Here is a 20,763-nt window from a genome sequence, read left to right on the forward strand (position 1 = left end):
AGCCCGAGCGGCACGACGATGACGAGCGAACGAACAGCACGAAGCAGGTTGGTGCGCATGCCGTCAATACGCGACCGCAATTCGGGAAGTTGACCTGCGAAAACGGCAACTTCCCAGCGGCGTTCGGCGTACGCGTCAGCCCGTTCTTACGTTGTCTCCCGGTGGTTTTCGGAGCTTTTTCGTTACCTTCAGACCGCGAGGTCCTTGCGCAGTTTCGCGACGTGTCCGGTCGCGCGCACGTTGTACATCGCCCGCTCGATGTTGCCCTCCGGGTCGACCACGAACGTCGACCGGATCACGCCCATGATCGTGCGGCCGTAGTTCTGCTTCTCGCCGAAGGCGCCCCATTCGGTGAGCACGTCGCGGCTCTCGTCGGAAAGCAGCGGGAACGTCAGCCCCTCGTCGGCGACGAACTTCGCGAGCTTGGCCGGCTTGTCGGGGGAGATGCCGAGGACGGTGAAGCCGGCGTCGTTGAGCTCGGCGAGGTTGTCGCGGAAGTCGCAGGCCTGCTTGGTGCAACCGGGTGTGCCGGCGGCCGGGTAGAAGTAGACGACGACGCGCCGGCCGCGGAAGTCGGACAGCGCGACCTCCTTGCCGGTGCTGTCCGGGAGGCGGAAGTCGGGCGCGGCATCGCCGACGGAAAGCCGTTTCTGCTCACTCATGATGCCGACGTTAGCCTGCCGTCAGACCGTGCCGTCGTAGAGTTCGATGGTCGTGGCGGCGGCCGTGTCGGGGCGCACGGAGACCTCGATCTTGCACGTACGCTCGGGCACCGCGAACGCCACGGTGAAGCGGAGGCTCTGGCTCGGCGCGACCTCGTCGGTGGCGCCCGAGACCCCCGTGTAACCCTGCGTGGAGTCGATCACCTGCTTGGCCGGCGCGCCATCGACGGTCGCCGTGAAGTACAGCTGCGCGGGCCGGAAGGCGATGGTCCCGCCGTTGTCGATCACCATGTCGATTGCCACGGCACGGGCGGCGCGCGGGTAGGCGGTGTCGGTCGGGGTGAAGCTCGTCGGCGCGGCGGCGGTGAGCGCCACGCCCTTGCCGATCGAGGTGCGGATGCCGCCTGAGGTGCGGTATTCGGACCGTTCGGCGGCCACGGACGGGCTCGCGGTGTGCGTCGGTGGCGTGGCTTCGGACATCTGTCCGGCCCCGCAACCGGCGCTTCCGGCCAGAACCAGCAGCGCGCAGGCCGCGACCGCGAGTCTGGCGATCGGCACCGGGAGGCCCCTTCCCCTGGGAGGTGTGTACGTCTGAATGCACTATTCCGGTGGCGTCCCCGGCGGAGGACCGTTGAAGCGCACCTGGTGTCGTGCCGTGGCCGACCTGTGACCACCGGGACACCGAACGTGATCGTTGCCACGCTGTTCGTGTCGTGTCCGGCTAAGCCGCCATGGCGAAGAAGAGGACGAACACCGCGACCGTGATCAGCCACAGCGCGATGAGCCAGCCGTAGTCCTTCCATGGCGAGATGGCCTTGTTGTCCTCGCCGGGAACGTAGACGCCGCGAGCCTCGAACCGGTCGACGAGCTTGTCGAGGAGGGCGCGCATGCGTTCATGGTGACACGAGGTCAGACGGCGGGTGGGAGCGGTCCGGTGGCGTAGAGGACGCGGTGCTGCCGTCGACCATGTCGGGGGCGACCGCGAGGACGGTGTCCGCGTCGGCGATCAGCGAGGGGCCGAAGTTGCGGCCACTCGTGACTGCATGCCTGCCCGTTGGATGCCAACCAGTTGGCGTCGGGATGTCGTGACTTCCGAGAACTCCGAGGTGGCTACCCTATGCAACAGCGCCCACGGGCGTCGGGGCCGTAGCCCAACGGCAGAGGCACTGGACTTAGGATCCAGCCAGTGAGGGTTCGACTCCCTTCGGCCCCACCTAGTCTGACCTGCGTAAACTGGCTTCTCCAGATCGCCTAATTTGATCTTAGGGTGCGAGTTTTGCATGGCTGTCATTGAATAGCTCGACTTTGGCGTAGCTCACGTGATTGATGGCGACCTGGCGGCCGCGGAGCAAGCTCTGCTGCGCCAGATTGAGTGATGGGATCGGACTGCTTTGGCCGTAGCCTGCGTGCGCCCGTAGCGGGTGGTGTCAGCGTCGTTTGGAGAGGCGACCGCAACGACACCGCTGAACTGGCGGCGGGGTCAATTGTATTGAGAGGTCCGGCGTCTGATGTATTCAGGCCAGTCGGCTCGGCTTTGGAAGTATTGGGTGGCCTCTGGGGCCTCGTTGAACTCGAGGATATTGCTGAGTTTCTTCTTCAAGGCGATGCGAATTTCCTGTGGCGTCGCGAAGAAGAATTCTCGGCGGAGGTTAACGTGGTTCATGCGACGGTCAGCAAACAACTTGTGTAGCTCGTTCTCGAGCGCGACAGCGTCTTCCGAGAAGCGCAACAAGTGGATGTCGAAGGGAAAAGGAACCGACGCGTCGCCGAGTTCCATGATGCGGTCCCGGGGTTCGAGGCGCCCGGTCAAGCTCCTGACGGCTCACTTCCCGACCTTTGCGGAGGGCGCGCCACGCTCGGCGTCCCACTCGGCGAACAGCGCGTCCATGATCACCGCTGGGGCCAGCTTGTTCGAGATGTAGGCGGACACCGAACGCGCCTCTCCCCGCTCGACAGCCGCTTTGATCGTGTCGATCAGTTCCTTGGGCAGTGTGATCGAGACCTGGCGTGTCTTACTCACGATGCCGTCATCGTGGAATCTGATGTCGGCTTCAGGATCCGGTTCGCCGGCTACGGCGGGGCCGACCTATGCGCGTCGCGGCTGTTCCGATTCGCACCGGGTGGGGCCGGGGCTCACGCTCGCGCCGGTGTTCCCGGCTTAACTGGGAAGAACGGCGCTCGAACGGCTGTACGCCGGTCCTGCCCGTTCCGGGACGCTCTGTGGTGGTTTGTCCTTCCTACCCTGCTGGAGGCACCACATGCGAACCCTTCTCCCGACCCTGGCCGCGGCGCTCGTCGCCGTCGGGGTCGCGTCTGCGCCCGCCGCGGCGGCGCCCGGCACGCTCGCGGCGCCCGACATCCCCGTGGCCAACGTGCAGGCGCACCTCGCGCAGCTGCAGTCCATCGCGAACGCCAACGGCGGAAACCGGGCCCACGGCAGATCCGGGTACCGCGCCTCGATCGACTACGTCCAAGCCCGGCTCGACGCCGCCGGCTACACGACCAGCCTGCAGCCGTTCACGTCCGGCGGCGCGACCGGGTGGAACCTCATCGCCGAGTGGCCGCGTGGCGACGCCAACGACGTGATCATGGCGGGCGGGCACCTGGACAGCGTCACCGCCGGGCCGGGGATCAACGACAACGGGTCCGGGTCCGCCGCGCTGCTCGAGGTCGCCCTCACCGTCGCGAGCCAGAACCTCGACCCCGCCAAGCGGATCCGGTTCGGCTGGTGGGGCGCCGAGGAGCGCGGGCTCGTCGGCTCGACCTTCTACGTCAACAGCCTGCCCGCCACCGAGCGCGCGAAGATCAAGGGGTACGTCAACTTCGACATGGTCGGCTCGCCGAACCCCGCCTACTTCGTCTACTCCAGCAGCGGCCAGCCGCCCGGCTCGACCGACCTGCAGCACGTCCTCGAAGCGCCGTTCGCCGCGATGGGCGTGCCGACCGAGCTGACGTCCGTCGGCGGTCGCTCCGACCACGCGGCCTTCGCCAACGCGGGCATCCCGACCGGCGGGCTGTTCACCGGCGCCGAGGGCATCAAGTCCAGCGCGCAGGCCCAGAAGTGGGGCGGCACGGCCGGCCAGGCGTTCGACCGCTGCTACCACGCGTCCTGCGACACCAGCAGCAACATCAACGTCACCGCGCTGGACCGCAACAGCGACGCGATCGCGTACGCCATCTGGACGCTGTCCACCGCCGCCACCCCGCCGGCTGGGCCGCGCTTCGAGAACCCCACCGACGTGGCCATCCCGGATCTGTCCACTGTGGAAAGCCCGATCACCGTGACCGGCGTGCCGGGCAACGCGCCGGGCGATCTCGCCGTCGGCGTGGACATCAGCCACACCTACCGCGGCGACCTGGTCGTCGACGTCATCGCCCCGGACGGCAGCGTCTACAACCTGCACAACCGCAGCGGCGGCAGCGCCGACAACCTCGTCGCCACCTACACCGTCAACGCCTCGGCCGAGGTCGCGAACGGCACCTGGCGGCTGCGCGTCCGCGACGCCGCGCGCGCCGACACCGGCACGATCAACGGGTGGAGCCTGCAGTTCTGACAGAGATGATGTAGGTGAGCACCTCCCGACGGGGTCTGACCCAAGTTCTGACTGACTTCGGGTCTTTAACGGGATCTGTCGTCCCTGGTCGGGAGGTGCTCGTGTGCACTCACCGTGCGTGGCGTTGTGACTTAATAGGAGCCTGGCCAGAGGCCCCATCTCTGTCTTGTCCGTTCGCCCGGCTGGTGCGTGCCGCCCTGCCCCAGTCACGAACGACAGGACGACGATGCCCTCCATTACACCCCACGGCCAGGCGATCACCGAGATCGCCGGTGGGATCGACACCCATTCCGACAGCCACACCGCGGCGGTGATCGATCAGGTGGGGCGGGTGCTGGGCAGCGAGCAGTTTCCCGCCGACGCGGCCGGATACGTCGCGCTGCTGGCCTGGATGCGCTCGTTCGGGCGGCTGGTGAATGTCGGTGTCGAGGGGACGGGTGCCTACGGCGCCGGACTTGCCCGGCTGCTGCGCGCCGAGCGGGTTCAGGTGGTCGAGGTGGACCGGCCGGACCGTAAGACCCGCCGGTTCCAGGGCAAGTCCGACCCGATCGACGCCGTCCAGGCCGCCAGAACCGCGCTAGCCGCCGAGCGGACCGGCATACCCAAGCAACGCGACGGACGGGTCGAGGCGGTGCGGAACCTGCGGGTCGCCCGCCGCAGCGCGGTCGATCAACGCGCTGACGTTCAACGCCAGATCAAGACCCTGATCGTCACCGCCCCCGACGACCTGCGGGAGCGGCTACGCAGCCTCGGCGTCAAGGACCTGATCACCACCTGTGCCCACATGCGCCCCGACCGGACCAACACGGCATCCCCGGCCACCGCCGTCAAGATCGCCTTACGGTCACTGGCCCGCCGCCACCAGCACCTGACCGCTGAGATCACCAACCTGGACGAACTGCTCAAGCCCTTGGTGCTCTCCATCAACCCCAGCCTGGTCGCTGCCAACGGCGTCGGTACCGACGTCGCCGGCCAACTGTTGACCACCGCCGGGGAAAACCACGACCGACTCACCTCCGAAGCGGCGTTCGCCATGCTCTGCGGTGCCGCTCCCATCCCCGCATCGTCCGGCAAAACCAACCGGCACCGCCTCAACCGCGGCGGCGACCGGCAAGCCAACAAGGCGCTCCACCACGTCGTGTTGTGCCGCCTGCGCTGGGATCCCCGCACCCGCGCCTACATGGAGCGACGCACCAAGGACGGCCTATCCAAGAAAGAGATCATCCGATGCCTCAAACGCTACATCGCCCGCGAGCTCTACCAACTCATCACCACATCAAACGATCTTGAACTCGCCGCTTGACATCCATAGGAGCATCTCCGCGACGGCCTGGGCCTCACGTCAGGGCCCAGGCCGGCTGCCGCGTCCGCGAGGGCCGGCCACGTGACCGGCCGGTTCCGGCAGCGCGTCCGGGAGGAGGCCGAGGACCACGTGACCCGTTTCCGCCGGGTCACCGCGCACCGTGAACACGCGGACGCCCACCGGGACGGCCGGTTCGAGCGAGGGCGGGACAGTCGTGAGCCCGACGGGCTCGCGATCCAGCGTTCGCCGGCCAGGTCGGCGACGCCGACGCTGGGTCGCCGGCGGCGAGCGGGTGGTTGGCGGGCACGGCGAGGTGCAGGGTTCGCTCGCTCAGCGTGCCGACGGCCAGCGGCGGCGACTCGGCGTCCAGTGGGCGAAACGGCGGCGCCGACGCCAGCACGGCGAGGTCCAGCGTGCCCGCCCGCAGCGACCGGGCCGGCATCGCGGCCGTGGTTCGTCGACTTCAGCCAGACGCGGACGCGTCGCAGGCCGCCGGGCCGGTCCTGGACCTCATCACGTCCGACCTCGACCCCTCGACCTACGGAGAGCTGGTCCGCTTCGGCAAGGTTGTGGCGCAGCGGCAGCCCCGACCACGCGCGGGACGCACAGCTGACCGCATGACCTTGCTAAGAGCCGCTTCGGATCGGGTCCGGGGCGGTTCGGCGCGCGTACGATCGCGGCATGGCGGAGCTACTGCGTTCCAACGATCCGGTGCTGGTCTCGTTCGCGACCTCGTTGCTGGCGGACGCGAAGATCCCGCACTCCGTGGCCGACGCGCACATGAGCACGATCGACGGCTCGATCAACGCGATCACCAACCGAATCCTCGTGGCGGACGATCGCCTCGACGACGCCCGCGAACTGCTCGCCGACGCGGGGGTGGCCGTCGAGGACGCGTAGCGTCGGTGGCCGCGATTAGTGTGGTCGCCGTGCGCGTGGTTACCTGGAACGTCAACTCCGTCAAGCAGCGGATGCCCCGGTTCGTGCCCTGGCTCGACCAGCGGCAGCCCGACGTCGTCTGCCTGCAGGAGACCAAGGTGCCGGACGACATGTTCGGCGAGTTGCTCGGCGACGTGCTCGCCGAGCGGGGGTACCAGGCCGCCGTCTACGGGGAGGCACGCTGGAACGGGGTCGCCATCCTGTCGCGGGTGGGGCTCGACGACGTGGTCCAGGGCGTCGCCGGCGCGCCCGGGTTCCCGCATCCCGAGGCGCGGGCCATCGCCGCCACGTGTGGGGGTGTGCGGATCCACTCGCTGTACGTGCCGAACGGGCGGGTGCCCGGCTCCGACCACTACCGGTACAAGCTGGAGTGGCTCGCCGCGCTCAAGGAGGTCGTCGCCGCGGGGCCGGCGGACGCGATCGTCTGCGGGGACATGAACATCGCGCCGACCGACGCCGACGTGTTCGACCCGGTCGCCTACCAGGGGCAGACCCACGTCACGGCGCCGGAGCGGGAGGCGCTCGCCGCGCTGCAGTCGCTCGGGCTGCGGGACGTGGTGCGGGACCGGTGGCCGGACGAGCGCGTGTTCACCTACTGGGACTACCGCGCGGGCATGTTCCCCAAGGACCTCGGCATGCGGATCGACCTCGTGCTCGCCACCGCGTCCGTGGCCGGGCGGGTGCGGGCGGCCTGGGTCGACCGGTTCGCGCGCAAGGGGACCGGGCCGAGCGACCACGCGCCGGTGATCATCGACCTCGACGAGGCGCCCGATGGAGACATCGGGCCGGTCGTGCCGCCGCCGTCGGCGCCGTCGGTCAAGCCGGGGAAGCATCGCCTTCCGCAGGCGTGAGGTCGGTGAACGGCTTGGCGTAGGCGAAAGCGCCGCGCAGCGTGTTCGCGTACGCGGTGAGTGGGCGGGCCTGGAAGTGGTCGTCCCAGTCGCCCGGCGGTTCGATGCCCACGCTCGCCGCCGGTACGAAGCCGAAGCGTGGGTAGTAGCCGCGGTGGCCCAGCAGCACGACGACGGATTCGTGCAGCGCGTCCGCGGCGCCGAGGACGGCGTGCATGAGGGCGCTGCCGACGCCTTTTCGCTGGTAGGGCGTGCGTACGCCGAGGGGACCGAGCCCGAGGGCCGGTGCGCCGCCGATGTGGGCGCGGGTGCAGACGACATGGCCGACGATGTCACCGTCCCGGTCGGCGACGAGTGAGAGCTCGGGGAGCCAGCCGGGATCGGCGCGCAGGGCGCGGACGAGGCGGGCTTCGAGCTCGGTCTCGAACGCGTCGGCGTGGACGGCGTGGATCGCGTCGACGTCGGTGGTTTGCTCGCGCCTGATCAACACGGCGGTCACTGTCGCACGGCGGGCTCGTCGCGGGCATCCGTTTTTGCGCCGGGCCGTGGACAACTCCTGGCCGGGCGAGTGGCGCGGTGGGACGTCCTAAGAGGACTGGATCTTCGGGACCACGTCGCGGACTATCGACAGCAGGGCCGTCGACAGGAGTTGCTGCACCTGCTTGCGGCTCAGCGACTCGCGCACCAGCCACTCCCGCGCCGTCGCCTTCACCAGGCCGCCGTACGAGCGGATCAGCGCGCGCAGCTCCTCCCGGTGTGCCACCACATCCGCGAGGCCGGTCGCCTCCAGGACGCGATCCGCGGCCAGCTCGTCGGCCTCCGCGAGGATTCGGGCCACCTCCGTGTCCACGCCCTCCGCCCCGATCGCCGCCAGCCAGGTTCGGCTGTGCCTCGACACGCCGTCCAGGAACCAGACCACCGACTGTTCGACCCGCTCCTCCAGCGGACCGTCCGGCAACGAGTCCACCGCGACCTGCGGGATCGTCACCATCCGGCGCACGACCTCCAGATACAGGTCGCGCTTCGTGCCGAAGTAGTGGTTGATCAGCCCGCGCGCGACCCCCGCCCGGTGCGCCAGCTCCGTCGTCGACACAGCCGCGTACGGCCGCTCGCCGAACAGCGCCACCGCGCAAGCCAGGATCTGCTCGCGCCGCTCGTCCGGCTCCAGCCGCCGCCACCGGGGTTCCGCAGCACTCAAGCCGGCACCACCATCCGGAAGTCCGACACCGCAAGCCGCTTCGTCCGGCGGTGGTACTCGCTCACCGTGCCCGGCCAGTTCGTCGTCACCGGACCCGTGCCGACCCGGTACCAGCTGCGGCAGCGGGTCCACGCCGTGCCGGCCAGCCGCCGGCGCATCTCCGAGTCGAACCGGTCCGCCACGTCGTGTCGAACGTCCAGACCGGACCCGTAGGTGGCGACGTGCTCGACCGCCTGGCGGATGTAGCGGGCCTGCCGCTCCAGCATGTAAAGGATCGAGCCCGAGCCGAGGTTGGTGTTCGGTCCGTACATCAGGAACATGTTGGGAAAGCCCGGCACGGCCATGCCCAGGTACGCCCGCGCGCCATCCGCCCACGCGGAGCCGAGGTCGGTGTCGACGCCGCGGATCTTGATCGGTGCGAGGAAGTCCGTGGCGGTGAAACCCGTGCCGTACACGATCACGTCGGCGTCCACGACGCCGGCGGCCGTCCGCACGCCCGACGGCACGATCTGCGTGATCGCCGCGGTCTCGACGTGCACGTTGGGTGCCATGAGGGCGGGCAGGTAGTCGTCGGAGAAGAGCACCCGCTTGCAGCCGATCCGGTAGTCCGGCGTCAGCTTCGCCCGCAGCGCCGGGTCGGGCACCTGGTTGCGCAGGTGCCGCAGCGCGATCCACTCGACGGACTTCGTGACCGCCGTGTTGCCCATGATGCCGAGCGTGCCGACCTCGCACAGCGCCCAGAAGAACGCCCGCTCCGCCTGCTGCGCCAACCGGAAACGCTTGCGCCACTCGGCATACGCCACGTCCGGCTTCGGCACCACGTACGGCGCGGTCCGCTGGAACACCGTCAGCTCCGCGACCGCCGGCTGGATCCGTGGCACGAACTGGATCGCGCTCGCACCGGTACCGATGACCGCGACCCGCTTGCCGGCGAGGTCCACCGAATGGTCCCAGCGCGCGGAGTGAAAGCTCGGCCCGGCAAAGGAAGCCTGGCCCACGATGTCCGGCATGGACGGTCGGGACAGCTGGCCGACCGCCGGCACGAGCACGTCCGCCTCGAGCACCTCGCCGGTCCCCGTCTCGACCTGCCAGCGGGCGCCGTCCCACGACGCGGCCGTCACCTCGACGCCGAACCGCGGCCGGATGCCGAACCGGTCGGCCACCCGCGTCAGGTACTCCTTGATGTCCGTACGCGGCGAGAAGCGCACCGGCCACGACGAGCTGGGCGCGTAGGAGAACGAGTAGTACGGCGACGGGACGTCGCAGCCCGCGCCCGGGTAGGTGTTGTCCCGCCACACGCCGCCGAGGTCGGCGGCCTTCTCGACGACCGTCACGTCCGAGAAGCCCGCGCGGCGCAGCTCGACGGCCATCCCGATGCCGGCGAACCCGGCACCGATGATCAGCACGGACGGCATCGCGGGCCCCGTTTCCGTTGGCGTGCGGTCAACAGAGCGCAGTATATGAGCTTCAGCCCGGCGGGCGACCGTAGTCGAGCCGCTCGAGCTGCGCCGCGACCGCGTCGAGCTCTTTGCCGGTGAGCAGCCTTGGTGTGCCGAGCGCGACCGCCCGCAGGTACACATCGGCCAGCCACTCCACTGTCTCCAGCCGCTCGCACGCCTCCCCGACGCTCGCGCCGTAGGCCACCGAACCGTGGTTGCGCATCAGCGCGGCGACCCGGCCGTCGAGCGCGGCGAGCACGTTCGCGGCGAGCTCCGGCGTGCCGAACGTCGCGTAGCCGGCGACCCGCACGACGCCGCCGAGCGGCACCGTCGCGTAGTGCACCGGCGGCAGCACGTCGTGCGTGGCGCCGACCGCGATCGACGACGGCGAGTGGGCGTGCGCGATCGCGGCCGCGCCCGTCGCGCGGTAGATCGCGAGGTGCAGCGGCAGCTCCGACGTCGGCGCGAGGTCGCCGTCGAGGACCGCGCCGCCGGTGTCCACGACGGTCAGCCGCGCGGGCGTCAGGTCGGCGAGGTCGGTGCCGGAGCCGGTGACGACGATGTGGTCGCCCACCCGCACGGACAGGTTGCCGGCGGTGCCGGCGACCAGCCCGCCGCCCGCGAGCCGCCGCCCCGCGGTGACGATCTCGCTGACGATCCGTGCGCGCTCACTCTCGTGCAACCGAGCTCCCCACCAGCGTCCGAAGCTGCGACAGTAGCTCGCTTCGGCTGGTGGCGCCGAGCCGCTGGCGCATGCGCGCGACGTGGTGCTCGACGGTCTTCGCGGAGATGAACAGGCGGTCGCCGACGTCCTTGTAGGTCATGCCCGACACGACCAGCTCGGCCACCTGCAGCTCCCGGTCGCTCAGGCTGACCTCGCGCGGGAGGCCGCCGATGTCCGGGACGTCCGATGTGGACACCCGGCGCGCGGTGACCGGTTTGCCCTGCACCATCCGCGCGCAGTCGAGCAGCCGGACCATGGCCGCGCGGTCGGACGTCTTCGTCGCCGCCCGGCCGGCCAGCCGGGCGGCGTCCCAGGTGAAGCCCGCGCCGTGCAGGCCATGGGCCGCGTCCTCGACGGCGTCCGGGTCGATCGTGCCGTCGACGACGTCGAGCCAGCAGCCGGCGGCCGCGGCGATCGTGCCGAACTGCTCGTCGCGCTCCGCGGCCGTCCGCAGCGCGGCCGCGTGCTCCTCGGCGTCGTCGCGCCGGCCGGCGGTGATCGCCGCGTGCAGGCCGCCCCAGCGCAGCGGGGTCGCCCACAGCGGCGGGTCACCCAGCCCGGCGAGCAGCAGGCGGGCCTGGTCGAGGTGCGTGGCGAGGCGGCTTTCGTCCCGCAGCCGGGCCGCGGCCATGGTCAGCTCGCCGAGCGGCAGGAACGTGAACAGATCGACGGGATGGCGCAGCACGGCCTCGCCCGCCCGCAGCCAGGCGCGGCCGAGCGTCGCGGCGTCGCCGGCCCGGCGCGCGACGCCGACCTCGGCGGCGACGGCGAAGAGCGAGTCGCGCGGTTCGAGCGAGCGGGGCAGCCCGGCGAGGATCTTCCCGGCCTCGGGGAGGTCGCCGCGGACCATGGCGATCCAGGCGAGCAGCAGCTTGTGCCGGGTGGCGAGGGGGGCGCCCCCGGTCGACGCGGCGATGGCGCGCTCGAGCAGCGAGGTCGCGGTGGCCAGCTCGCCATGGTGGAGGGCGAGGATCGCGCCGAGCGCGGCCGGGCTGTCCGGCAGCAGCACGCCGCGGCCGACGGGCTCGAGCGTGCCGGCCGCGCGGACCAGCATGGACAGCGCGGTGGTCGGCGCTCCGGTGACGGACTCCCGCACGCCGCGCGCCATCAGGTCGAGCGCGCTCCACAGCGAGGTCGGCGGGCCGTCGGCATCCTTCGCGTCCGCGGGCTCGCCGATGCCCAGCGCGGCGACCGTGGCGAGCGGGTGCACGCCGGCCCAGCGGTACAGCTGCGCGCTGCGGGCGAGCTGGCCGCGGTGGGCGAGCGCGGCGGCGGCGACCGCGGCGGCGGCCTTGCGGCGCGGGGCGTCCTCGGTGGTGAGCACCTCGTCGGCCAGGCGCAGCGCACCGTCGAGGTCGCCGGCCAGCGCGAGCGCCTCGGCCCGGCGGGCGCCGAGCTCGATGCCGGCCTTCCCGGCGGTGACCGCGGCCGCGTACAGGCGGGCGGCGAGCGCGGGTTCGGTCGCCAGCGCCTCGGCCGCGGCGGCCTCGAACGCGGTGGCCGCGCCGGCGCCGCCGATGCCGGTGGTCGCGAGCGGGCGCATGAGCGGGAGGACCTGGCCGCCGCGGGCGAGCTGCAGCTCGGCGAGGCGCTGGCGGATCCACGCGCGGCGCTCCACGGGGACGAGCGCGCGGACCGCGCGCTGCGCGATCGGCAGCAGCGTGCCGGCGGGGCCGACGAGGCCGGTGGCGCGGGCGGCCTCGACGACGTCGTGAACGTCCGGGGTCTCGAGGAGCTCGACGACCAGGTCGAGGCGCAGGCCGACGCCGGCGTCCGCGGCGAGGAGGAAGCGGAGCACGGTCTCGTCGAGGCGGGCGAGCTCCGGGCGGAACTCGGCGAGCGCGGCCGCGGGCACCTCGGGCTCGCCGGTCGCGGTGCGGGCGAGGCGGTCGACGAAGCCGGGCACGCCGCCGGTCTGGCCGTGGACGAACTCGGCGAAGCGGTCGGTGCGCAGCCGCGCGGGGAGGGCTTGCCGGACCTGGGTCAGGTCGAACGGTTCGGGGAGGACCTGCTCACCGACCAGCTCGAGCAGCTCGGCGAGCGCGGCCGGCCTCGGCCAGGGCCGGGCGGCGAGCACGATGCGGACGGTGCCGGCGAGGCCGGTGACCCGGCGCAGGTCGGCGTCGTCGAGCTGGTGTGCGTCGTCGACGAGGAGCACGCCCTCGGACCCGGGCTCGGCGAGGGTGTGGACCGGGGTGCCGGCGGCCTCGACCGCGCGGGCGAGGTGCGCCAGCAGCATGGTCTTCCCGTGCCCGCCGGGCGCGAGGACGGCGACGTGCGCGCCGGGCCTGGTGTCGGCGGCCAGCGCGGTGAGGTGGGTGGCGGTGGCGTCGTCGAGGATCGGGGTCAACGGGCTTCCCTGCCTCGGCGGGGCTCGTCGGCCACCTCGTACTCGCCGTCCACGTAGTCCGCGTGGTTCTCGCGCCGCCCGTGCCGGTTGCGGGGGAGGCTCTCGTTGAACGCCCGGTCGTCGGTGCGGTGGCGGCGCCTCGGCTCGGCCGGCCACGAGCGTGCGGCGGGCTCGTCGTCGTCCGGCCAGTGGCGCTCCTCGGCGCGGCGGCGGCGCGGCACGTCGAGCTCGGCGCTGTCCCAGTCGCGGCGGCGGGGTTCGAACAGGCTCTCGCGGCGGCGGCCGCCGGTGCGGGCGGGCTCGCGCTCCTCGTCCGGCTCGTCCTCGCGGTACCGCTCCCGGTCGTCGTCGACGTCCTCGTCGTCCCGGCGGCCGAACGGCAGCATCCGGCGCTTCGGCGGCTCGAGCGGGGTGATCTCCACGGGCGGCCGCGGCGGGGGCGGGCCGATGTCGGCGAGGTCCTCGGGCGGCAGCTCGGCCAGGCTCACGAGGTCGCTCCCGGCCGGCCGGACCGGCTCCGGCGTGTGGGCCGCCAGCGGCTGGTGGGCGAGCGCGCGCGCCTGGACGGTCGGCTTCGCGACGCGGGCGGCGGCGAGCGCGGCGCCGCGCGCGATGGACAGCTCGGGGTCCGCGGCAGCGGCCACCCGGACCCGTACGCCGACCGACACGAGCTCGCTGACCAGCGGGATCCGGCCGCAGCCGCCGACGAGGACCACCGCGCGGAGCGTGCCGGTGGACGTGCCCGCCGCCTGGATCGTGCGCTGCAGCGAGCTGACCGTGGCCTCGACGGCCGGGCGGATCAGCTCCTCGAGGTCCGTGCGGTTGACCATCACCGTGCCGCGCGGCGACCGCGGCGGCGCCGGCACGGTCACCGCCAGCTCGGTGGACAGCCGCTCCTTCGCCTTCCGGCAGGTGGCCCGCAGCTTCGCGAGCGCCACCGGCTCGACCTCGTCACCGAGCTCGTCGAGCACCTTCGCGGCGAGCAGGTCGTCGAACAGGTCGCCGCCGGTGGTCTCCATGCTGTGCGCGTGCGCCCGCAGGTCGAAGCCGAACGACCCGCGGCGCAGCACCGCCGACTCGAACCGGCCGGCGCCCAGCGAGTGGACGGCGATCTCCTGGCCGACCTCGACGGGTTCGGTCGCCGCGTAGCTCTCCGCGGCCGCGACCGGGCGCGGCAGCAGGGTCAGCTCGGGCAGGCCGGTCTCGCGCAGCGCGCCCAGCAGCACGGCCCGCCGGTAGCCGCCCCAGCCGGCCGGGTGGGTGACGACGAGCTGGCTCGCCGGCATGCCCTCGATCGCCTCCGCGTAGTCGGCGATCCAGCCGACGGCCGCGGCGATCAGCACCTCCGCCGGGTAGGGCCGGCCGCCCAGGATGACCGGGACCTCGTCGCCGACCCGGTCCACGAACCCGCGGGTCACGTAGTCCGGCCGGGCGGTCACGTATCGCAGGGCCCGGGCGCCGATCTCGACGGTGCCCTCGTCGGTGAGGTGCAGTACCGCCTCCGTGATCGGCACCCCGTCGATGTCCATGACCTGCGGTTCCGACCAGCGCTCGTGGTCGTTCCGGCAGATGGCGGCCGTGAGGTGGCCACTGCCTAGATCGATCCCGAGGGCGTAGGGCATACGGGCGCTTCCTCTCCGTGACCGCGATGGGTAGTTATTACCAAAGGCGGTCCCCCGACGGACAACCCGGAGTGGGGTTAGTGGGCGATCCCCTAACCCCCTAATGACTTAACGAATCTTGGCCCTATGGGGTCACGCCACAACCAGGAGTGATCCCCGATGTCCGCGCGGCCCCGTGCTCCCTAGCTTCATCCCCGCACTGCGACGCCGCGGGCCCGAACCCGCCGGCCAGCGCACACCGCACAGAATCCGCAAGGAGAACTTCCGTTGACCTACTCGTTCCAGAACCTGCAGGACTTCGTCCTCAACCTGCTCAACGACGACGCAGCGCGCTCCGCCTACGCGGCGGACCCCACGGGCGCGCTCGCGGACGCGGGCCTGGGGGACCTGACGCCGCAGGACGTGCAGGAGGTCATCCCGCTGGTCACCGACGCGCTCCCGAGCGAGACGCCGCTGGGTGACTTCGCCGTGGACGCCACCGGCGTCATGGACGGCACCGACTCGCTCGGCGGCTCGCTGGGCGTCGTCAACGATCTCGGCGCCATGAAGGCCTGGGCCGGCGAGGGCGAGCTCGGCGTCTGGGGCGGCACCGCCACCGACGCGCTCGGCCGCCTGGCCGGCAGCGTCACGATGGGCGACAACGGCGTGTCGGTCGCGGCCGTGTCCCCGCTGGGCTACGGCGACGTCGACTCCACCGGCGAGTACCACCTCTCCCCGGCCGACCCGGCGGACGTCGCCGACCAGCTGAGCGACACCGGCGACGCCGTCGCCGGGACCGTCACGCACATGGCGAACATGGGCGCGCTGACCCTGGCCGACGGCCTCGACACGGGCGGCGACCACTTCGAGGGTCTGCTCGGCGCCACGCCGGCCGGCCCGCTGGCCCACGGCGTGGAGTCGGTCACCGACATGGTGTCCGAGGACGTCATCGACGGCGCGGGCCTCATGGCCGAGCAGGCCGGCAACCTGCCGTCCACCGACGCGCTGCCGTCGCTGCCGGCCGTTCCGCAGGGCCCGGAGGTGCCGGGCCTGGGTAGCCTGCCCGCGCTGAACGACCTGCCGGACCTGGGCGACCTGCCGGCCAACCTGCCCGTCGACGCGCCGAGCCTGCCGGTCGACGTGCCGGACACCAGCGCGGTCACCAACGTGCTGCAGCACAACCCGGTCACCGACGCGGTCGGCTCCAGCCCGGTCGGCGGGCTCACCGACCAGGTCCACCACGTGACCGACCACCTGCCGGTCGGCGACGTCGCGGACGATCTGAACCTCGGCCTCTGAGGCCCCAGAAGGGGTTTGCCCCAACCCCGACGGGCCGGGACCTGGGATTTCGATCTCGGGTCCCGGCCCCCCTTTGAACCAAATGGGGTAGCACGGCACACTCTCCCGGGTGAGGACTCCGCCCTGGCTCACCGTTCTCGACGACACCATCGCGGCCTGCATCACTCACCACCGCAGCGACCTGGCCGGGAGACTCGAGCGCAAGCGCGCGATGCTGCTCGACTCCAGAATCCGGGTCCCCGTCATCGGCGAGCTCAACCAAGGCAAGAGCCAACTGGTCAACGCGCTCGTGAACGCCCCGGTCTGCGCCGTGGGCGACGACGTGACGACGTTGACCCCGACCGCGGTCGAGCACGCCGAGGTGCCCACGGCCGCACTCGTGACCGACATGCCCACCTCCGGTAGACGCGCGATCGGCCCGGCCGACGCCGAGCCCGCCCGCGTGCCGGTGCCGGTCGAGAACGTCGCGACCCAGACGCTCGAGACCCGCCGCAAGGACGTGCACGCCGAGGTCGGCCTGCCGCGCGACCTGCTGGGTGGCGGCCTCGTGCTGATCGACACCCCCGGGCTCGGCGGCGTCGGCTCGCTGCGTACGCAGGTCACGTTCGCCGTGCTGGCCAACGCCGACGCGGTACTGGTGATCTCCGACGCGACGTGCGAGCTGTGTGCGTCCGAACTGGAGCTGCTGAAGAAGGTCGCGAAGGTCTGCCCGGCCGTCACGGTCGTGCTCACGAAGATCGACATCGTGCCGCGCTGGCGGCGGGTGGCCGAGCGCAACCGCGCCCGGCTCGCCGCGGCCGGGCTGCAGGTCGACGTGATCCCGGTGTCCGCGACGGTCCGGCTCGCCGCGGCCCGCAACGGCGACCAGGAGCTGAACGAGGAGTCCGGCTTCGTCGAGCTGGTCCGGCACCTGCGCCAGGACGTGCTCGGCAAGAGCGAGGTGCTGGCCGGCCGCAGCGCCGCCGCCGCGAGCGCGTTGGCGACCGAGCAGCTGCTCACGCCGCTGAACCAGGAGCTCGCCGAGGCCCGCGGCGGCAAGCTCGGCCAGGCGCACGTCCAGTACCGGGCCGCGCAGCGCACGCTCGACGAGCTGCGCCGCCGGTCCAGCCGCTGGCAGACCATGCTCGGCGACGAGGTCGCGGACCTGCTGTCCGATGTGGAGTACGACCTGCGCGAGCGGACCCGCAAGATCGTGCGCATCGCCGAGGAGTACTTCGACGTGGCGGACCCGGCCCGATCGTGGGACGAGTTCGAGTACTGGCTCTGCGACAGCCTCGCGGAGACCGCGGAGACGAACTTCAGCTGGCTGATCGAGCGCTTCCAGTGGCTCTCCACGAAGATCGCGAAGCAGGTGGCGCTGGACGAGGCGCTGCCCGACGCCGCGGACGCGGGCGATCTCCTCGACCACATCGGCGACCTGACGCCGCCGCGGATCGAGAAGTTCTCCGTCGGCCAGCAGCTGTTCGTCGGCCTGCGCGGGTCCTACGGCGGCCTGCTGATGTTCGGCCTCGCGACGACGATCGCCGGCCTGCCGCTGATCAACCCGATCTCGCTCGGCGCGGGCGCCGCGTTCGGCGCGAAGACCATCTGGGACGAGCGGGGTAGTCGGCTCAAGCGGCGGCAGGCCACGGCGAAGACCGCCGCACAGCGCCACGTCGACGACTTCTTCCTGTCCTACAACAAGGAGAGCCGCGACACCGCCCGGCAGATCCAGCGCAAGCTGCGCGACCACTTCGCGTCGGTGGTGGACCGGCTGCAGACGGGGATCACGGAGAAGGCGACCGAGGCCAAGCGGGCCGCGGAGGCCGACCTCGCCGACCGGCGGCGGCGCAGCCAGGAGATCGCGGCCGAGGTGGACCGGCTCGTCAGCCTGCACAAGCGAAGCCAGGCGCTGGTGATCCCGAACCCACGAAGGCGCGGGCTCACCGCGTGACTTCTCTCGCCGAGCGGGCGCACGCCATGCTGCTGGAGGCGCTCGAGCTGTACCGCGACAGTCCACGTGCGACGAACTGGCTGCGCCGGCACGTGGAGCGCCTGGCCGAGCCGCTGCGCCTGGCCGTCGCCGGGCTGCCGCAGACCGGCCGCTCGACGCTGGTCAACTCCCTGGTGGGGGAGGAGATCGCGCCGCTGCTCGTGGAGGAGGGCAGCGTGCTGACGTGGTACCGAGGTGGCACGGCGCCGCGCGCGCAGATGTACCCGACGCAGGCGCCACCGCGCGACGCGCCGGTCGCCCGGGTCGACGGCCGGCTGCACATCGACCTGGAGGGCTGGCGGGCCGACGCGCTGGACCGGATCGTCGTCGACTGGCCGAGCCGGGCGCTGCGCGGGCTCACGCTGATCGACACGCCCGCGATCGGCACCGGTGCCACCGAACCCGCGACGTCCACATCGGACGCGGCGACCGACGTCGCGTCCCGGATCTCGCTCGACGCCGACGCGGTCCTGTACCTCATGCGCAACCCGACCCGCGCCGACATCGGGTTCCTCCAGTCCATTCAGGACCATCCGATCGCGCGCGAGACACCGGTCAACGCGATCGTCGTGCTGGCGCGGGCCGACGAGGTCGGCGGCGGGCGGATCGACGCGCTCACGTCGGCGAAGCGGATCGCGCGGCAGCACCGGACCGACGTGGGCCTGCGTGGCCTGTGCCAGAACGTGATCGCCGTGTCGGGCCTGCTCGCGCACGCCGGCCGCACGCTGACCGACGGCGAGCTGACCTCGCTCGCGACGCTCGCCGCGGTGCCCCGCCGCGAGCTGGAGAGCTGCCTGGTCTCGACGGACCGGTTCACCGGCGACGGGCTGCCCGTGCGGCTGGACGCGCGGGCCCGGACGGCGTTGCTGGACCGGTTCGGCATGTTCGGCGTGCGGCTGGTGACGACGCTCATCCGGCAGGGCTACGACTCGCGGGACGGGCTGGCGGAGGAGCTGGTGGCGCGCAGCGGGCTGCAGGAGCTGCGCGAGGCGATCCAGCAGTGCTTCACCGACCGGCACGAGGTGCTCAAGGCCCGGTCGGCGGTGCTGGCGCTGGAGGTCGTGCTGCGGATGGAGCCGCGGCCGGCGGCCCGGCAGCTGGTGACCTCGCTGGAGCAGCTCGTGGTCGGCGCGCACGACTTCCGGGAGCTGCGCCTGCTGGCCGCGCTGCACGGCGGGCGGACGGAGCTGCCCGACCCGCTGGCGGCCGAGGCCCGGCGGCTCGTGGGTGGCGTCGGCACGGGCCTGCCCGCGCGCCTGGGCTTCGACCGCGAGCCGTCCGGTGCCGAGCTGCACGGCGCGGTCTCCGACGCGTTGCGCCGCTGGCAGGAGCAGGCGGAGAACCACGCCCTGAGCAAGGGGCAGCGCCGCGCGGCCCGGGTCGTGGTGCGCAGCTGCGAGGGCATGATCGCGAAGCTGGCGCGGTACTGACGGCGGGCCTGCGTGTGTCCGGGCGTGGTGCCCGCTACGGTTGCGGCTGGACCAGTCGTGCGAGGGAGGAACCGTGGCTCGCGACCCCGACACCATTCAGCGCGAGATCGAGCAGGCGCGTGACGCGCTCGCGTCGACGCTCGACGAGCTGGGCACCAAGGCGAGCCCGAAGCGGCTCGTCGACGGCGCCAAGACCAGCGCGCGCTCCACATTCGCTTCGCCCAAGGTGAAGTACCCGCTGATCGGGGTCGCCGCGGTGATCCTGCTGCTCCTCCTCCGGAAGATCTTCAGCTAGTCGCCGCCGGCACCGGGCTTGACACCGTGCTTGGCGCCGTGCCTGGCCCTGGTCTTCCGCGGGGCGTCGTCGCCTTCCTTGCGCGGCGCGGGCGGTTCGACGGGCTTCGGCTTGGGCTTCGGTGTCGGCGACGGCTTGGCCGCCGTCGCCTCGGCGACCGGCTTCGCGGGCTCGGCGTCCGACGGCTTCCCCAGGCGAGCCGTCAGGTACGCGGTGGTGAACTCGAGCGCATCCCCGTTGAGCAGGTGTACGACCGTCCGGAACTTCTCCGCGGGGGCGACCTTTTCGACCAGCTGGTCGGCCCGGTCGCGAGCGGCGATCAGGCCCGGCGCCTTGCCGGTGAGCCGCTGGCCCCGCCCGGAAACCGTCACCTGCCAGTCGTCGCCTTCCGGAACGTAGTTCACTTCGATCGGATCAGGCATAGCTCCGCCCCTCTCGGCAGCATCCTGCGCCCATTGCTACACCTTTCCTAACGGAAAGACACGCTCTGCCGACGATATTCCGTTAACGATCACCGTGCGTGCCGGTGGCCAGCCCGTGCCAGACCATCCGCATGATGATCGCCGCCGCGTCCTGCGCCGTAACGTCCTCCCGCGCGACGTACCAGGTCGCGAGCCGTTCGCACGCGCCGACGACGACCTCGGCATATGCCTCCAGGTCGCGGGCCGGGTGGTCGGGCAGGTAGGCCGCGAACAGGGTCGTGTTCACCTGCGTCTGCTGCCGGCGGATGCCCTCGATCTCGTCCATCGCCGCCTGGCCGACCACCGCGGCCTCCTGGCGCAGCAGCTCCCACGAGCGCCGGTGCGAGTCGATGAAGCGGAAGAACGTGACCAGCCCGCTACGCAGCGCCTCCTCCGCGGAGCCGATGCCGTCGACGGACGCCGTGGTCGCGGCGAGCAGTTCCGCCCTCGCGGCCCGGATGCAGGCGACGAGCAGGCCCTCCTTGGAGCCGAAGTACTCGTAGAGCATCGGCTTGGAGACGCCGACCTGCTCGGCGATCTCGTCCATCGACGACGCCTGGTAGCCGCGCTCGGCGAAGATCTCCTCCGCGACGGCGATCATCTGCCGCTCGCGCTCCGCCCGCGGCATGCGGCGGCGCTTGGACTCGGTGGGGGCCACGGCGCTACTCTACCGGAAGTAACCTAC

The 20,763-nt window shown here is 71.9% G+C and carries 21 protein-coding genes and 1 tRNA gene; 9 read left to right on the forward strand and 13 right to left on the reverse strand.

The window, feature by feature from the left end; translation table 11 throughout:
* Positions 1–188: 188 nt before the first annotated feature.
* The 3 genes from bcp to VH969_RS06525 form a co-directional block, all read right to left on the reverse strand.
* Positions 189–662, reverse strand: a complete 474-nt coding sequence (gene bcp / locus VH969_RS06515) for a thioredoxin-dependent thiol peroxidase (RefSeq protein ID WP_331971928.1) — start codon at positions 660–662, stop codon at positions 189–191.
* A gap of 21 nt (positions 663–683) precedes the next feature.
* Positions 684–1,100 carry a hypothetical protein gene (locus VH969_RS06520; protein ID WP_331971931.1) on the reverse strand — a complete coding sequence of 139 codons (417 nt, stop codon included), beginning with the start codon at positions 1,098–1,100 and terminating at the stop codon, positions 684–686.
* Positions 1,101–1,383: 283 nt separating this feature from the next.
* Positions 1,384–1,551 (reverse strand): hypothetical protein, encoded by a 168-nt coding sequence (locus tag VH969_RS06525; RefSeq protein ID WP_331971934.1) that lies wholly within the window; start codon positions 1,549–1,551, stop codon positions 1,384–1,386.
* Positions 1,552–1,802: 251 nt separating this feature from the next.
* Here VH969_RS06525 and VH969_RS06530 point away from each other — a divergent pair.
* Positions 1,803–1,875, forward strand: a tRNA-Leu gene (locus VH969_RS06530).
* A gap of 267 nt (positions 1,876–2,142) precedes the next feature.
* Here VH969_RS06530 and VH969_RS06535 read toward each other — a convergent pair.
* Complete coding sequence (locus tag VH969_RS06535; protein WP_414638432.1) at positions 2,143–2,439, reverse strand: GIY-YIG nuclease family protein; 297 nt, start codon at positions 2,437–2,439, stop codon at positions 2,143–2,145.
* Positions 2,440–2,484: 45 nt separating this feature from the next.
* Positions 2,485–2,682, reverse strand: a complete 198-nt coding sequence (locus VH969_RS06540) for a ribbon-helix-helix domain-containing protein (protein ID WP_331971940.1) — start codon at positions 2,680–2,682, stop codon at positions 2,485–2,487.
* A 238-nt stretch (positions 2,683–2,920) separates the two neighbouring features.
* On the opposite strand from VH969_RS06540, the gene VH969_RS06545 reads away from it, so the two are divergent.
* The 4 genes from VH969_RS06545 (at position 2,921) to VH969_RS06560 (ending at position 7,309) form a co-directional block, all read left to right on the forward strand.
* Entirely contained in the window at positions 2,921–4,216 is a 1,296-nt protein-coding gene (locus VH969_RS06545) for a M28 family metallopeptidase (RefSeq protein ID WP_331971943.1), read from the forward strand.
* A 226-nt stretch (positions 4,217–4,442) separates the two neighbouring features.
* Positions 4,443–5,519 carry an IS110 family RNA-guided transposase gene (locus tag VH969_RS06550; RefSeq protein WP_331971946.1) on the forward strand — a complete coding sequence of 359 codons (1,077 nt, stop codon included), beginning with the start codon at positions 4,443–4,445 and terminating at the stop codon, positions 5,517–5,519.
* A gap of 681 nt (positions 5,520–6,200) precedes the next feature.
* On the forward strand, positions 6,201–6,419 hold the full coding sequence (locus VH969_RS06555; protein WP_331971956.1) for a putative signal transducing protein: 219 nt from the start codon (positions 6,201–6,203) through the stop codon (positions 6,417–6,419).
* 29 nt (positions 6,420–6,448) lie between these two features.
* Positions 6,449–7,309: an exodeoxyribonuclease III gene (locus VH969_RS06560; RefSeq protein ID WP_527249148.1), complete on the forward strand. Its 861-nt coding sequence runs from the start codon at positions 6,449–6,451 to the stop codon at positions 7,307–7,309.
* On the opposite strand, the gene VH969_RS06565 is transcribed toward VH969_RS06560, so the two are convergent.
* The 6 genes from VH969_RS06565 to VH969_RS06590 all read right to left on the reverse strand — a co-directional run bounded on the left by VH969_RS06565 (position 7,275) and on the right by VH969_RS06590 (position 14,642).
* Positions 7,275–7,799: a GNAT family N-acetyltransferase gene (locus VH969_RS06565; RefSeq protein WP_331971959.1), complete on the reverse strand. Its 525-nt coding sequence runs from the start codon at positions 7,797–7,799 to the stop codon at positions 7,275–7,277. The genes VH969_RS06560 and VH969_RS06565 overlap by 35 nt on opposite strands.
* Before the next feature lie 96 nt (positions 7,800–7,895).
* Positions 7,896–8,507 carry a TetR/AcrR family transcriptional regulator gene (locus VH969_RS06570; RefSeq protein WP_331971962.1) on the reverse strand — a complete coding sequence of 204 codons (612 nt, stop codon included), beginning with the start codon at positions 8,505–8,507 and terminating at the stop codon, positions 7,896–7,898.
* Positions 8,504–9,922 (reverse strand): flavin-containing monooxygenase, encoded by a 1,419-nt coding sequence (locus VH969_RS06575; RefSeq protein ID WP_331971965.1) that lies wholly within the window; start codon positions 9,920–9,922, stop codon positions 8,504–8,506. The genes VH969_RS06570 and VH969_RS06575 overlap by 4 nt, the downstream gene beginning before the upstream one ends.
* Positions 9,923–9,974: 52 nt before the next feature.
* A complete protein-coding gene (locus VH969_RS06580; RefSeq protein ID WP_331971968.1) occupies positions 9,975–10,628 on the reverse strand; it encodes a class II aldolase/adducin family protein in 654 nt (217 codons plus the stop codon).
* Positions 10,615–13,020 (reverse strand): helix-turn-helix transcriptional regulator, encoded by a 2,406-nt coding sequence (locus VH969_RS06585; RefSeq protein WP_331971971.1) that lies wholly within the window; start codon positions 13,018–13,020, stop codon positions 10,615–10,617. Before VH969_RS06585 ends, VH969_RS06580 begins: the two co-directional genes overlap by 14 nt.
* Positions 13,017–14,642: an Hsp70 family protein gene (locus VH969_RS06590; RefSeq protein WP_331971974.1), complete on the reverse strand. Its 1,626-nt coding sequence runs from the start codon at positions 14,640–14,642 to the stop codon at positions 13,017–13,019. The genes VH969_RS06585 and VH969_RS06590 overlap by 4 nt, the downstream gene beginning before the upstream one ends.
* A gap of 267 nt (positions 14,643–14,909) precedes the next feature.
* Here VH969_RS06590 and VH969_RS06595 point away from each other — a divergent pair, with 267 nt between their 5' ends.
* The 4 genes from VH969_RS06595 (at position 14,910) to VH969_RS06610 (ending at position 19,617) form a co-directional block, all read left to right on the forward strand.
* Entirely contained in the window at positions 14,910–15,920 is a 1,011-nt protein-coding gene (locus tag VH969_RS06595) for an IniB N-terminal domain-containing protein (RefSeq protein ID WP_331971977.1), read from the forward strand.
* A gap of 109 nt (positions 15,921–16,029) precedes the next feature.
* Positions 16,030–17,853, forward strand: a complete 1,824-nt coding sequence (locus VH969_RS06600; RefSeq protein WP_331971981.1) for a dynamin family protein — start codon at positions 16,030–16,032, stop codon at positions 17,851–17,853.
* Complete coding sequence (locus tag VH969_RS06605; RefSeq protein WP_331971984.1) at positions 17,850–19,322, forward strand: P-loop NTPase family protein; 1,473 nt, start codon at positions 17,850–17,852, stop codon at positions 19,320–19,322. The genes VH969_RS06600 and VH969_RS06605 overlap by 4 nt, the downstream gene beginning before the upstream one ends.
* Positions 19,323–19,395: 73 nt before the next feature.
* Complete coding sequence (locus tag VH969_RS06610) at positions 19,396–19,617, forward strand: DUF3618 domain-containing protein (protein WP_331971987.1); 222 nt, start codon at positions 19,396–19,398, stop codon at positions 19,615–19,617.
* Here VH969_RS06610 and VH969_RS06615 read toward each other — a convergent pair.
* Together VH969_RS06615 and VH969_RS06620 are read right to left on the reverse strand one after the other, a co-directional pair.
* Complete coding sequence (locus VH969_RS06615) at positions 19,614–20,039, reverse strand: hypothetical protein (RefSeq protein WP_331971990.1); 426 nt, start codon at positions 20,037–20,039, stop codon at positions 19,614–19,616. The genes VH969_RS06610 and VH969_RS06615 overlap by 4 nt on opposite strands.
* 82 nt (positions 20,040–20,121) lie before the next feature.
* Positions 20,122–20,736 (reverse strand): TetR/AcrR family transcriptional regulator, encoded by a 615-nt coding sequence (locus VH969_RS06620; RefSeq protein WP_414638433.1) that lies wholly within the window; start codon positions 20,734–20,736, stop codon positions 20,122–20,124.
* Positions 20,737–20,763: the final 27 nt, after the last annotated feature.

The sequence above is a fragment of the Actinophytocola sp. genome (genome assembly GCF_036555685.1).
Lineage (GTDB): Bacteria > Actinomycetota > Actinomycetes > Mycobacteriales > Pseudonocardiaceae > Actinophytocola.